Below are 12,679 nucleotides of genomic sequence, written 5' to 3'. Positions count from 1 at the left end.
ATGACGCGTATACTGGATGCAGCTGTGCTCGGAGCGGGCATAGCTGGGAGCAGCTTAGCTAAAGCGCTTGCCGATAAGGGCTGGGAGACGCTGCTGCTCGATCGTCAATCATTTCCGCGCCATAAGGTGTGTGGAGAGTTTCTATCTCCCGAAGCGCAAGGAACACTACAGGTGCTTGGTTTAAGCGAGTCTATTAAAGCGCTGAGACCAAGCCTGATAGAGCGGATACGTTTAATTTTCGAAAATGGCGCTGAAATCAATATTCCGCTTTCAAGTGCGGCATGGGGTCTCAGTCGATATTCGCTTGATGCCGCGCTCCATCAAGCGGCGCAGCAAGCGGGCGCAAAACTGCAAACGGGAACGACAGTGACGGGAGTAAAGCCTACTGATTTTGGCTATTCCATTGAAACAAAACAAAACGGTAAATTCAGTTCGGTTGAGGCTCGTACTGTCATCGCCGCATGGGGAGCAAATAAGCATGCAGGATTACCGGGCTACAAGCAACATCAGACGGCGAAGCCCTCGTACATGGGCGTGAAATCCCATTTTCGCGGCATAGCTATGGAGCCGGTTGTTGAGCTGTATTTCTTCCGCGGCGGTTACTTAGGATTATGCCCGGTAGAAGACGGGTTTGTGAATGCTTCGGCTCTGCTCGTTCGCGATAGCTTTGCAAATGCAGGAAAGACGATACTTGGGATCATGAACGCCGCTGCAAGGCGAAATCCGAGGCTGCATGGGAAGCTCGCGCTTGGGGAGCCTGTTCAAGGAACGCAGGCGGCAGTAGCTCCTGTTCATTTGAACCATAAGCCGCTCGCATGGGATCAGCTTCCGCTTCTCGGCGATGCAGGTGCGATGATTCCCCCGCTTTGTGGAGATGGAATGTCCATTGCACTTCGCTCCGCTGCTCTATGTGCACCGCTTGCTGACAGCTATTTAAATGGAAGTCTTACTATGGCTGATTGGCAGCATGCGTATACGAGGGCAATTAAACGTGAATTTGAGGGGCCGCTGCGATGGGGAAGCTTCCTGCAATGGTTATTTCATATGCCGACCGTTTCTAGCTGGCTGCCAAACGCCGCACGAATAGCGCCTCCACTTGCACAGGGGCTCGTCCGGGCGACGAGATTAAAGCCATTCCGGATGTAAAGGCGAAGCCAATGAGCAGCGTGCGGATGTGACTGACTTTGGAGGTGCATATTCATGGGGATGAACGGCCTAGCACTTGTATCCTTTCGCTTTCCGCGAGTGTGTATTTTCTTATGGTCAATTGCACTTATCTTAGTTGGCAGTCATGCGCTTAGGCTGGATTCCGTCGTACAAGACCATGGCTTGTATCCGCAAAAGGGAAGTTATGCAAAGGTGCAGCAGGTGCTCGCATCCGATTTTAATCTGTCAGAAGCACCGATCATGCTGCTATTCGAGAAAACGGACAACTTATCGAAGTCGCGATTTCGTGCTTTTATTGAACAGACGCTTCGGCAGGTGAGCGGGACTCAGGGTCTGGCTAATATCATTTCTCCGCTTGAGCGGCAGGAGCTGCAGAGAGGGAACTACGCGTACGCGCTGCTTTCATTCGACGCTCCACCTTATCGGATGGAGGATACGCTGAAGCAGTTAAATCAACTTTTGCCCGCCCACAACGGAATTTCGATAAAAGTGACAGGCAAATCAGTTATTCAAGGCGATGTAAATGAGGCTAGTCATGCGGATTTAGCAAAAGCAGAGCTGATTGGCATACCGCTTGCTTTTCTCATCTTGTGGCTCGTTTTCCGTAAAATCATTATTTCGCTGCTCCCCATCGTTATTGGTATAACGGGAGTGACGATTGCTATGGGAATTGTATATGGAATAGGCACCCAATTGCCGCTGTCCAATTTTGTTCTGAATGTGATTCCGATGGTGGGACTTGCCCTAAGCATCGACTTTGCACTTATGCTCGTTAGTCGATTTCGCGAGGAACTTGGAGGGCATAAGCAGCCTATCCAGGCGCTTGCTGCAACGATGAAGACAGCTGGCAGAGCTGTTTTTGTATCGGCAGCTTGTGTCTTCTTGGGTTTGCTGAGCTTTATCTGGATTCCGCTGCCCATGTTCTCGTCCATTGCGCTCGGAGCGATGACAGTAGTGGCCGTATCGCTGCTGCTCGCGTTTACGCTGCTGCCTGCACTGCTTGCGATTTGCTTGCCTTCCATGCAAACGAAAAAAACGCACCCGATTGGTACCAGCCGTTTATCTGTATGGGATGGGCTTGCTCATTTGGTAATGAAACGGCCAATGGTGATGGGGATGCTGGCAGGGGGCGTGCTTATCCTATGCTTGTTTCCCCTTGGTAGAATGGAGACTGCTGTTCCAGATGAGGCTTCATTGCCTCGTAACTATGAATCTCGTTTGGCCGCTGAGACCTCAGAGGCTGTTTTTGAGCGGCCCTCCACATCAAAAGTATGGGTTATTGCTCGCGGGGGTAGTCTGTTTCTGGAGCAAGCGGATTGGATGAATGCCTATGAGCTGACGAAGCGCTTGGAGCAAGATCCGAGCGTCTTGAGGGTGGACTCGGTATTCTCTAGGCTTAATTTGTCACCCGAGTATTTGACAACAATCATGCAGCGGCCACTGCAAAATAAGAAATTCCAGCCGGCGCTCCAGCCATTTCTGAAAAATAATCAAATGCTGCTGCAAGTGACGATTGCGGGCGAACCATCCTCTCGCGAGACGATGAATTGGCTTAGGGAGTGGGAACGAAGAGGGGAATCATCAAAAATATCCTTCTCGCTTGGTGGAGAGGCCAAGTATGAGCAGGAAGTATTCGATCATGTTTTTGGAAGCTTAGCTTATGTGCTGCTCTTTCTATTTGTTACGAATTTCATTGTGCTTCTTGTTGCCTTTCGTTCCGTCCTCATTGCTCTCAAAACCATACTCCTCAATCTTCTGAGCATAGGAGCATCCTTTGGTATTCTGACATGGATCTTCATGGATGGCCGATTGGGGATTGAGCCGAGCAGCATTGCCATTATGATTCCGGTTTTTATTTTTGGATTAGTATTTGGAATTAGTATGGATTACGGCGTTTTTCTCATCTCGCGCATAAGCGAGGAATTTCATCATACGCGCAGCAATAAGCAGGCCGTACGAAAGGGGCTTTCCTCTGTCAGTCATGTGATAACCGCGGCTGCAGCTATCATGATCGCCGTCACCGCACCTTTTGCATTTGGCGAAGTAGTTGGCGTAAAGCAGCTAGGCATCGGCATCGCGACAGCCATATTTATTGATGCAACAATCGTTAGAATGGTGCTGGCGCCTTCCTTAATGCTCATGCTTGGAAAATGGAACTGGTGGGCTCCGAGCTGGTTGAAGCAATAGAAATCGTATGTATATTGCGGCTGCTTAGGCAGTCGTTTTTCATTTGCCTATTTGTGGACAAACATAATTGCGCCTTATTTTTATTTCTTATAGCGGAAATGGATTTGTGCTATAGTTTGAATAATCATAATGCAGAGGAGATATTTCATGTATATACCTCAATCGTTTGAAGTGACGGATAAAGAGACATTATACGCTCTGATGGAGCAGAATAGCTTTGCTGTTTTATTTTCACAACATGAAGGTAAGCCCTGTGCAACGCATCTCCCCTTGCTTTTAGATGAAAGCGAAGGTTATTTGTATGGTCATATGGCAAAAGCAAATCCGCATTGGGCAAGCTTAAAAGGGGAAGTGCTCGTTGTTTTCTCCGGTGCTCATTCATATATTTCATCCTCTTGGTACGAAACGCCAAATTCCGTGCCAACGTGGAATTATACCGCTGTTCATGTGTATGGTCATGTTGAGCTCATTGAGGATCGTGCGGAGCTGCTCAAAATCGTAGATCAATCGGTTAGCCATTATGAATCAAGCATGCCAAATCCGTGGAGCATGAGCCAAGCTGACCCAACGTACATTAACAATTTGTCCAAAGGCATTGTTGGATTTAAAATTCATATTTCAAAAATAGAAGGCAAATGGAAGCTGAGCCAAAATCATTCCAAAGAAAGACAAGAACGAGTCATCGATGCGCTGGAATTACAGAAGAATGTTCAATCGAGGCAGATTGCAAAGTTGATGAAGGACAATGTGAAGAGATCATCTTTGTAGCGTATGTAATAAATAAAAAAGACAATGAAAAAACCAGACGAACACGCTTGTAGTGTTTGTCTGGATCTTTGATGTACATAGGATGCGTAGGTTGTTTAATCCGCTGTGGCAACTGCCTGCAGCTTGGCGCTTGCAAGCTCGCGGACGGCTTTCCATTCTGCCAAATGTTTTTCTAATTGGCCGATCAGCGCGCTGACTCCTTGAATGAAATCAACTTGTCCGCTCGCTCGAATCGCTTCAATGGATTGAAGGATATCCGAAGACAAAGTCAGGTGAGAAGGAAGGGCTGCAGTCAGCTCATGAAGAGCAAGCTCAATGGACGARGACGWAGCTGGTAGTTGGCTAGTCTTTGGAGCTGGTTCAGAATCAGCTTGATCTTGTTTGATTTGCTTCTCTACTTTTGAAACAGCTGCTTTGGGTTCGGCAACAGGTRCAGGCTTGGCGCGCTCCGCTTTGTTCTGCTCATGAGTTGACCAGGTTTCGATGAGTCCAGCGCCTGATTTAAATAGCAGCTTGTCCTTCGTGCTGTCAGAGATCGTTTTATCTTTGAACAGCTTGGCGATTTTTTTTACGTCGCTTACTGGCAGTTCATCTCTCGCTGCAATCAGCGCTAGTGGATCGCGGTGCTCGATCGGCAAATCCTTAAGAGGGAGCAATTGATCCTCGGTCAGCTTATCCTTCCTAATCTCAGTGCCGCCAACGATCAGCTTCTTTACGGCATTGCCAAACTTCAGCAGCTCGCATTTGTTTTTGATATACGATTCAGGCTTACCCAGCTTGCCGGACAAAAATTTGGTGGAGCTCTTAAACTTCGAATCGTTCAACAGCTTATTAAATGCCTCTGCCTCTTCGATCGGAGAGAAGCCTTCGCGCGTCAAATTTTCCGCTATTTGCTCCAAATATATTTCCATCTCGTCCGTTACGGTTGAGACGATACAAGGAATTGTTGGCCGTCCTAGCATTTTGCTCGCTTTATAGCGGCGGTTCCCATAAATGATTTTATAACGTCCGTTGCCTGTCGTTCTCACTTTAATTGGCGAGAGCAGACCGATTTCTTCAATGCTTTTCATTAATTCTTGCAGCGCTTCTTCGTCAAACTGGTACCTCGGCTGATCGGTATCCTCATCAATTAAATCAGTAACAATTTCAATGATATCCATAGGTCTCTCCTTAACTTTTTGTTTACTAGAATGCATGGCGTCATTTGTTATTAGTTCGTCTGTTATGTAAAGTATTGAGCGTCCGATTATGATAATGGCTTCCTCTATTATATCGGATCTTTTGTTAGGAATGGTTGTTATATAAAATTTTCAATGAAATGATGCTGGTTCTTCCGAGAGAAGACTCATCAATTTGGACAAACAAGTGTTCTGATTAATTATAGCAGATGGCACGAAATAGCGACACTAGCTTGGCAGAGGGTACCGATATGGAGGGGGAGAATGGACAAAAAAAGCCAAACCCCGTGAACGAGGCTTGGCTTAGGTTCACAAATTATTTAACTGTTTTATTATAGTTTGCAATTTTTTCAGTGATCGCTTTAGCGGCATCATCAAGCGCTTTTTGCGGTTCTTTTACGCCAGTTAATGCTTCTTCAATTGCAGTTTCAACAAGCTGACGCGCTTCAGGGAATACGCCCATCACTGCGCCTTGCGAAGCAGGGGAAGGGATAGAAGCGTGCAGTTGATCAACTGCTGTTTGGAACTGTGGATATTTTGCTAGATTATCGGCAACGATTTTTTCGTCATAAGCTTTTTTTGTAATTGGGAAGTAACCAGTGTTAATGTGCCAATAAGCTTGTGTTTCCGGCTTAGCTAAAAATTTGATGAAATCCCATGCTGCCTTTTGTTCAGCTTCAGGCTTGTTGTTCAGAATCCACAAGCTTGCTCCGCCAACGACAACACCGCCATCTTTCGCATCGGCAGGTTTAGGCAGGAAGCCAGTACCTACTTCAAATTTACCAGCCACTGAATCTACAATTCCGCGAAGCGAAGCAGTAGAATCTAAGGTCATAGCGATTTGGCCAGCTGCGAATGCTTTTTTCGTATCATCTGTTTTACGTCCCAGGTTAAGTGCTGATTTGCTGTCAACAAGATCCTTCCACCATGACAATGTTTTAACACCAGTCTCGTTATTCAATTGTGATTCTGTAGCGGAAGCTGCACGTCCGTTGCCATTATTCAAATATTCTACGCCTTGGTTTGCAAACAATTGCTCCATGAACCAGCCATAAATAGCGAATGAAGCACCTGTTTGACCATTTTGCGTAAGCTTAGCAGCAGCTTCCTTCACCGCTTCGAAAGTTGCTGGTGCTTTTTCTGGATCAAGTCCAGCAGCCTTGAACAAATCTTTGTTGTAATACAAAATTGGGTTTGATGTGTTAAAAGGCATGGAGTGAAGCTTGCCGTCAAATGTATAGTAATTTGTAATATTTTCTTCTAGCTGGGAAAGGTCATAATTTTCAGCATCTACAAAAGTTTGAACAGGTGTAGTTGCTTTAGAGTCGATCATGAATCTTGAACMGATTTCGTATACTTGAATGAGTGATGGCCCAGATTTGGAATCCATCGATGCTTTCATTTTATTTAAACTCTCGTCATAGGTTCCTTGAAACACTTCTTCAACGACTACATCTTTTTGAGAAGCGTTGTAGTCTGTAACGAGCTGGGTTACTGCTTTGCCAAGTTCTCCGCCCATGGAGTGCCACCAAACAACTTTAACAGGTTCTTTTGCCGTTTCGGTAGGAGCTGCTGAAGCTTCAGTTGAGTTCGTAGCAGAAGGCGACTCTGCATTGCCTTTGTTCCCAGAGTTGTTGCCTCCGCAGGCTGTGACTACAAACAACATTACCGCCATCATAATCGTCAAACCAGACCTAAACCTTGCTTTCATTCTTTTTCTCTCCCTCTCTACTACTTTTTTTGTTTACAGTACATTTATGGAAACGTCTATGAAGACGGAGCCACCTCATTCATTATCCTTTTACAGCACCAGCAGTAATCCCTCGTACGAGCTGCTTTAATCCAACAATGAGCAGTAATAAGGAAGGCAGCAGCACAATAGCTACGCCGGCTAAAACGATGTTCCAGCTTGTCATTTCTTCGAACTGCAGCATGCTAATGCCGATCTGTACCGTTCGCATCTTATCGCTGTTCGTTATGAGCAGGGGCCAAAGGTACATATTCCACGAATTCAGAAACACATAGACAGATAATGAAGCTATGGCTGGACGTGAAAGTGGCAGTACGATAACTAAGAAGTGGCGGATATGCCCGCTGCCATCTATTTTTGCTGCTTCAAAAAGCTCGCGAGGCAGCTGCAAAAAATATTGCCGCAGAAGAAACACGCCAAATGCAGACGCGAGAAAAGGAATCGTCAAGCCTTGATAGGAATCCAGCCATCCCCATGATTTTACCGTCAAATAATTGGGGATAATGGTGACTTCCCACGGAATCATCATGGTGGAGAGGAACAAGGAAAACCAATATTTTTTGCCTGGAAAACGGATATATACAAAGGCGTAAGCAGCCATGCTCGCGATAAAAACTTGACCAACCATAATAATGGTCGCGATAAGAAAGCTGTTCGCTATGAAAGCACCAACGGGAATAAGCTCAAATACGGCAGAGATGCTGCCCAAATACACGCTATCAGGAAACAAGTCAGGCGGAAATTGAAGAGACTGCTCAGGTGTCATCAATGCCTGTAGAAATGTGTAAATCAAAGGAAACAGCATGGCGATGGAAAGCAATGAGAGCAGCAAGTACACACTTGAGCGGCGTAAAAATGGCATTAATCCGATCATTGGTAATACACCTTCTTTTCTACAAACACAAACTGGATAATCGTCAAAATAAGAATGATAGCGAATAGGACTAACGACAAGGCGCTTCCTGTCCCGAATTGGTAGTTAATGAACGCTTCTTTATAGATGGAATATACGAATACCTCTGTTGATCCGGCAGGTCCGCCTTTGGTTAGAAGATGGATTTGTCCAAAGGATTGAAAGGAACCGATGATCGAGATAACAGCTAGAAAAAATAGAGTAGGCGACAGCAGCGGGAGTACGATTTGCAAAAATGCACGGAATGGGCCTGCGCCGTCAATCTTTGCGCTTTCGATCATGTCATCCGGAATACTCTGGAGACCGCTCAGCACGATAATGTAGTTGAAGCCCGATTGCATCCAGATGGTCATCATGGATATCGATAATAAAGCTGTAGAGGGATTGGTAAGCCATTGGATGGGGGCAATGCCAAGCGTTGATAGGATATAATTCAGCATTCCGAGGCTGGGGTGAAAGAGGATCATCCAAATGACGGCTGCAGTACTTACGGACAGCGCGAGCGGCATTACGAACATGAATTGAAAAATACGCATGGCTGGCAGCTTGATATGCGTGAGCGCGGCTGTAACGATGCCAAGTACAATGCCGACAGGAACGGTGTATAGTGTGAATAGGCCTGTAACCGTCAGGCTATTCCAGAACATTTCCGATGAAAACAGCTGTGTATAGTTATCGAACCCGACATACTCAGCGACTCTTCCTCTGGGATCTGTTAATTGGAAGCTTAAATAGACTGATTTCAGCAATGGATAAAATAAAAATACTGTAAATAGCAAAAGTGAAGGAGCCAAAAACAAATAACCAAGTGCGTTCTCCCTCAATCGATTCGTTTTAGCCAGTAGTCGACTAGCAGCGCGAGAGCTATGTGTACGCTTAGCGGCTAGAGTAAGCTTGCCTTCTTGCATGTTCATTCCCTACCATCCTTTCACATCCATGTTCTTCATTTAGTGTAGATTTCGAATGTTCGAGGAATGTTTTGAAATTAATAATAAATTGTAGATCGCTAGCATTAAAGGATAGGCATGCACTGTTAGTGAATTGTGAAATATCGGAACATTTAAATCGTGATGCTCGTTATTAGTTGAAAGGGGGGTTAATGATGAAACGATGGAAGAGTGCAGGCCTCATCTTATTTTTGACAGTAGGGATGCTTCTGGCTGGCTGCAGCAGTAAGCCGTATGGTCATTACCGTAATGACCAAATGATTGGTTTTATTAACGGTTTGAACGATCAGGAGAAAAAAATCGAATTCGATATTTCCGAGTGGACGAAGCGCGATGAGCCGGGTCCAGCTATAGAAGATTGGGGCGTAGTATATGAAGCCCACGTGCTTCCAAGCACCAGAATAAACAATGAAGCAGGCGATAAGCTGAAGTGGGAGGACTTGAAGCAAGGACAGATGGTTCAGATCAATCCCTCGCGTACGGAGAAGATTACGGATACACCGGATGAGCTCATTGTTTTATCGATGTCCAATGAGCAGCTTTTTAAGAGAGCAGGCTTGTTGGCAAGCAAAAAAGGCAGCTACCGAACGACAGTTATATACGAGGATGGTAAGGGAGAGCCTTTTGATATTAATGACATCGAGAAAGAAGCAAGCATCATGCTTAATGGTGGCTACAGCATGATGGCGTACAATCCAAATGACGTGCTAGATATAAAGAAGATGTTTAATATCGAGCAATTTCCAGTCATTTTAGTATTCAATACTGAGAAGCTAGCGCTAAAAACAGATCGTCTGGAGGATGCAGTAACTTTTTTGAAAGCTAAATAGAGTTGCGCAGCAGCCAGAGATTTTATTTAATGAGATAAAAGATAAAGCATATTAAGGTGGGGCTCAAAATGGAAGAAATACAAGGGGATTTATTAACATCGGAAACGTTGAAATCGGATTTGATTAAGCTCGGCGTACAACCTGAAATGACGGTTATGATGCATGCCTCGATGAAGGCACTTGGCGGTTTTGTATCCGGCGGGCCGACTGCGGTGATTTTGGCGATAGAGTCATGTCTGACAAGCGAAGGTACACTTGTCATGCCAACGCATACGCCTGATTTGTCTGATCCTGAAATTTGGAGATACCCGCCAGTGAAGGAATCATGGTGGCAGCCAATCAGAGATACAATGCCTGCTTTTGAAGCAGACCTGACTCCTTGCTTAGACATGGGGGTCATAAATGAATGTTTTAGAAAACAAAATGGCGTCGTTCGAAGCAATCATCCACAGGTTTCTTTTGCAGCGTGGGGCTCCCAGAAGGATAGGATAACTGCAAATCATAGCTTGGAATACAGTCTGAGTGAACAGTCTCCGTTAGCGAGGCTTTATGATTTGGAAGGCTGGGTGCTGCTGCTGGGCGTTGGTCATAATAAAAACACTACTCTTCATCTAGCGGAGTATCGAGCTGAGTATGCAAATAAATCAGAAACGATTAATAAAGCACCGATGCTTGTAGACGGAGAGAAAAAATGGGTTGCGCTGTGCGACGTTGATTTTGATACGGATGATTTTAATCATTTAGGCGAGTGTTTTGAGAAAGAAACGGATTATGTTCGCAGAGGAAAGGTCGGCAATGCGGACTCGCTGCTCATGCCAGTTAAAGCTTTAGTTGATTACGGAGTAAAATGGATGGAAGCGAGTAGAGGCCGCTAGTTTCCCTTTTGTAATATTTTTCCCCAATGTCGAAATACGGTGGTATGATGAGAAATATAACCATATTCATCAGGCAAAGCTTTCAAGAGCAATAACTTGCTAGTGAGCGAACAGAGGGGAAGCGAACGAATGATAACGCTATTGAAAAAGCATCTGATTGTCCGTGTTTTATGCGCTATGACCGTAGTTATGATATTGATCGCGGGAGGCTACATAGGAACACAAGTAGTGCAAACCAATTCTGCAGTTGAAGAGGCGATTAACAGCTACAATATTCGAATTGCAGAGAGCTATGCGGCCACGCTTGAGTCGGGAAAATTTACGGAATTCCTCAAACAGCCTGAGGAAACAGAGCTATACTGGTCTATTCGCCAAGAGCTCAGCTATTTCCGTTCGCAAATTGGCGCAAGGTACGTCTATTTTGTTCGTTTTGATGAAAATCGTGAACCGAGAATTATGATCGACGGTTTGCCTAAAGATGATAGCTCAGCTTCCCCTATTAATGAAGTAACAGATATGCCGGCTTCGGCGGTTGAACATATTTTTGCTGGAAGAAACGCAAGCTCTCCACTAATTGAAAACCCGGTATATGGTTCTTACTTGTCTGCCTATGTACCTTTGAAAAATGACAGTGGCGCAGTGGTTGGAGCAATTGGCATTGATACGGATGCAGCTGTATTTCAACAGCTGGCTAAGAGTGTCATAAAGGAAAGCATCCCACTCTATATCATGATGCTAGTCATCACGCTTGTTTTAATCGGGGCGATCATCTGGTTTGTCCGCCGATCGCTTCAGCCTCTGGAGACGGTAACTGCCAGCGCTGAGAAAATGGCTTTAGGTGATCTGGTGGAGGCGAATGCGATTTTGCGAGCAAAACCAGTCAAATCTGTTGATGAAATAGGTACGGTATACAAGGCGATGCTTACGATGTCCGAGCATTTGAATGAGCGAGTTCGAGGAGTAGTTGTCAATGTAGAAAAGACGTCTGAGCAGCTCGTTTCATCAACACAATCCTTTGCAAGCAGTGCTGATCATATGCTGCAAATGGGCGAGGCGATGAATGGTTCAGTTCAGCATATTTTCGAGGGTGCGCATGCCCAGAAAAAAAGTGCAGATGACAGCGCACTTGCGATGGAGGAAATTGCGCAGGGAATCGTTAAGATTGCGGAATCTTCATCCACCGTTTCGAGCGCAGCGGTACAGTCATTGGAAATCGCACAATCGGGCGAGCAAGCGATGATACAACTGAACACACAAATTAAAAATATTTCGGCTTCTGCCGGTCAGACACTGCATATTGCAAGGCAATTGCAGAGCTATACAGGTGAAATCGGTCATGTCATTGGCTCCGTTCGCGATTTTGCTTCCCAGACCAAGCTCCTAGCACTAAATGCATCGATTGAAGCAGCGAGGGCTGGTGAGCATGGAACAGGCTTTATGGTTGTAGCGAAAGAAGTAAGCAAACTAGCGGAAGCTTCTGCTTCCTCCGTACAGCAAATTTCATTGCTGCTTGGCAATATTGAAATAGAATCAGGGAAAATAAGCGAAGAGATGGAGAAAGCCTCAAGAGATATTGAAGACGGAGTTTCTTTATCAGGTGAAGCAGCAGAATCGTTCTTGCATGCGGTTGAATCGTTCCGACTTGTGAGCGAGCAAATTATGGAGGTATCGGTAACGACGGAGCAGTTAACAGCTGGTTCTGAGGAGGTAGCCGCTACAGTGAGCAGTATTGCGCATATCGCAAGAGATGTATCGGATCAAACGGAGCAAATTCAAATGCTGACTGCACAGCAGCTGGAAATGATGAAGCAAGTACATGATGTGTCTGTGGTGTTAAGCTCTAATACGAAGGATATGAGACAAGCTATTGCTCAGGTAAATGTTTGATTTAAGCAAGTAATAGGCTGCCCTGCACAGTGAACTGCACCCCGTCAAGTAGACAATACAAATAATAAAACCTGTTAAACGGCCTTAGTCCTAAACTCCATTGGACTGAGGCCGTTTAGTTTTGCCTGTAATCGTTCGTTATTGTAAAAGTGGATGTAGGCTTCAATGTCCCGTTCA

11 protein-coding genes are annotated in these 12,679 nt (G+C 45.4%); 6 read left to right on the top strand and 5 right to left on the bottom strand.

The window, feature by feature from the left end:
* The 3 genes from AB4Z17_RS15365 to AB4Z17_RS15355 all read left to right on the top strand — a co-directional run bounded on the left by AB4Z17_RS15365 (position 1) and on the right by AB4Z17_RS15355 (position 4,122).
* Positions 1-1,146: an NAD(P)/FAD-dependent oxidoreductase gene (locus AB4Z17_RS15365; protein ID WP_441960644.1), complete on the top strand. Its 1,146-nt coding sequence runs from the start codon at positions 1-3 to the stop codon at positions 1,144-1,146.
* A 54-nt stretch (positions 1,147-1,200) separates the two neighbouring features.
* Positions 1,201-3,354: an MMPL family transporter gene (locus AB4Z17_RS15360; protein ID WP_441960642.1), complete on the top strand. Its 2,154-nt coding sequence runs from the start codon at positions 1,201-1,203 to the stop codon at positions 3,352-3,354.
* Between the two features lie 147 nt (positions 3,355-3,501).
* The gene (locus tag AB4Z17_RS15355) at positions 3,502-4,122 is read left to right on the top strand and encodes an FMN-binding negative transcriptional regulator (protein WP_441913272.1); all 621 of its coding nucleotides are present in this window, start codon (positions 3,502-3,504) and stop codon (positions 4,120-4,122) included.
* Between the two features lie 95 nt (positions 4,123-4,217).
* Here AB4Z17_RS15355 and AB4Z17_RS15350 read toward each other — a convergent pair whose 3' ends face one another.
* From AB4Z17_RS15350 to AB4Z17_RS15335, 4 genes are all read right to left on the bottom strand, one after another.
* Positions 4,218-5,282: a ParB/RepB/Spo0J family partition protein gene (locus tag AB4Z17_RS15350; RefSeq protein WP_441960640.1), complete on the bottom strand. Its 1,065-nt coding sequence runs from the start codon at positions 5,280-5,282 to the stop codon at positions 4,218-4,220.
* A gap of 334 nt (positions 5,283-5,616) precedes the next feature.
* Positions 5,617-7,011, bottom strand: coding sequence for an ABC transporter substrate-binding protein (locus AB4Z17_RS15345; RefSeq protein WP_441960639.1), 1,395 nt, complete (start codon positions 7,009-7,011; stop codon positions 5,617-5,619).
* Between the two features lie 82 nt (positions 7,012-7,093).
* The gene (locus AB4Z17_RS15340; protein WP_441913278.1) at positions 7,094-7,924 is read right to left on the bottom strand and encodes a carbohydrate ABC transporter permease; all 831 of its coding nucleotides are present in this window, start codon (positions 7,922-7,924) and stop codon (positions 7,094-7,096) included.
* Positions 7,921-8,877 carry a carbohydrate ABC transporter permease gene (locus AB4Z17_RS15335; RefSeq protein ID WP_441913280.1) on the bottom strand — a complete coding sequence of 319 codons (957 nt, stop codon included), beginning with the start codon at positions 8,875-8,877 and terminating at the stop codon, positions 7,921-7,923. Before AB4Z17_RS15335 ends, AB4Z17_RS15340 begins: the two co-directional genes overlap by 4 nt.
* Positions 8,878-9,062: 185 nt before the next feature.
* Here AB4Z17_RS15335 and AB4Z17_RS15330 point away from each other — a divergent pair, with 185 nt between their 5' ends.
* The 3 genes from AB4Z17_RS15330 to AB4Z17_RS15320 all read left to right on the top strand — a co-directional run bounded on the left by AB4Z17_RS15330 (position 9,063) and on the right by AB4Z17_RS15320 (position 12,502).
* Positions 9,063-9,740 (top strand): hypothetical protein, encoded by a 678-nt coding sequence (locus tag AB4Z17_RS15330; RefSeq protein ID WP_441960637.1) that lies wholly within the window; start codon positions 9,063-9,065, stop codon positions 9,738-9,740.
* A gap of 68 nt (positions 9,741-9,808) precedes the next feature.
* A complete protein-coding gene (locus AB4Z17_RS15325) occupies positions 9,809-10,615 on the top strand; it encodes an aminoglycoside N(3)-acetyltransferase (RefSeq protein ID WP_441960635.1) in 807 nt (268 codons plus the stop codon).
* A gap of 129 nt (positions 10,616-10,744) precedes the next feature.
* A complete protein-coding gene (locus AB4Z17_RS15320) occupies positions 10,745-12,502 on the top strand; it encodes a methyl-accepting chemotaxis protein (RefSeq protein ID WP_441960633.1) in 1,758 nt (585 codons plus the stop codon).
* Positions 12,503-12,576: 74 nt separating this feature from the next.
* On the opposite strand, the gene AB4Z17_RS15315 is transcribed toward AB4Z17_RS15320, so the two are convergent.
* Positions 12,577-12,669, bottom strand: a complete 93-nt coding sequence (locus AB4Z17_RS15315; protein WP_441880815.1) for an IS3 family transposase — start codon at positions 12,667-12,669, stop codon at positions 12,577-12,579.
* Positions 12,670-12,679: the final 10 nt, after the last annotated feature.

It is taken from the genome of Paenibacillus sp. TAF43_2 (assembly GCF_052113545.1).
GTDB lineage: Bacteria > Bacillota > Bacilli > Paenibacillales > Paenibacillaceae > Pristimantibacillus.
Note: the sequence above shows the minus strand (reverse complement) of the source record. Positions and strands in the feature narration are given on the sequence as shown.

Coding starts and splice junctions, on each gene's coding strand:
- AB4Z17_RS15365 (WP_441960644.1), top strand. CDS start 1: ATGACGCGTATACTGGATGCAGCTGTGCTCGGAGCGGGCATAGCTGGG.
- AB4Z17_RS15360 (WP_441960642.1), top strand. CDS start 1,201: ATGGGGATGAACGGCCTAGCACTTGTATCCTTTCGCTTTCCGCGAGTG.
- AB4Z17_RS15355 (WP_441913272.1), top strand. CDS start 3,502: ATGTATATACCTCAATCGTTTGAAGTGACGGATAAAGAGACATTATAC.
- AB4Z17_RS15340 (WP_441913278.1), bottom strand. CDS start 7,924: ATGATCGGATTAATGCCATTTTTACGCCGCTCAAGTGTGTACTTGCTG.
- AB4Z17_RS15335 (WP_441913280.1), bottom strand. CDS start 8,877: ATGAACATGCAAGAAGGCAAGCTTACTCTAGCCGCTAAGCGTACACAT.
- AB4Z17_RS15330 (WP_441960637.1), top strand. CDS start 9,063: ATGATGAAACGATGGAAGAGTGCAGGCCTCATCTTATTTTTGACAGTA.
- AB4Z17_RS15325 (WP_441960635.1), top strand. CDS start 9,809: ATGGAAGAAATACAAGGGGATTTATTAACATCGGAAACGTTGAAATCG.
- AB4Z17_RS15320 (WP_441960633.1), top strand. CDS start 10,745: ATGATAACGCTATTGAAAAAGCATCTGATTGTCCGTGTTTTATGCGCT.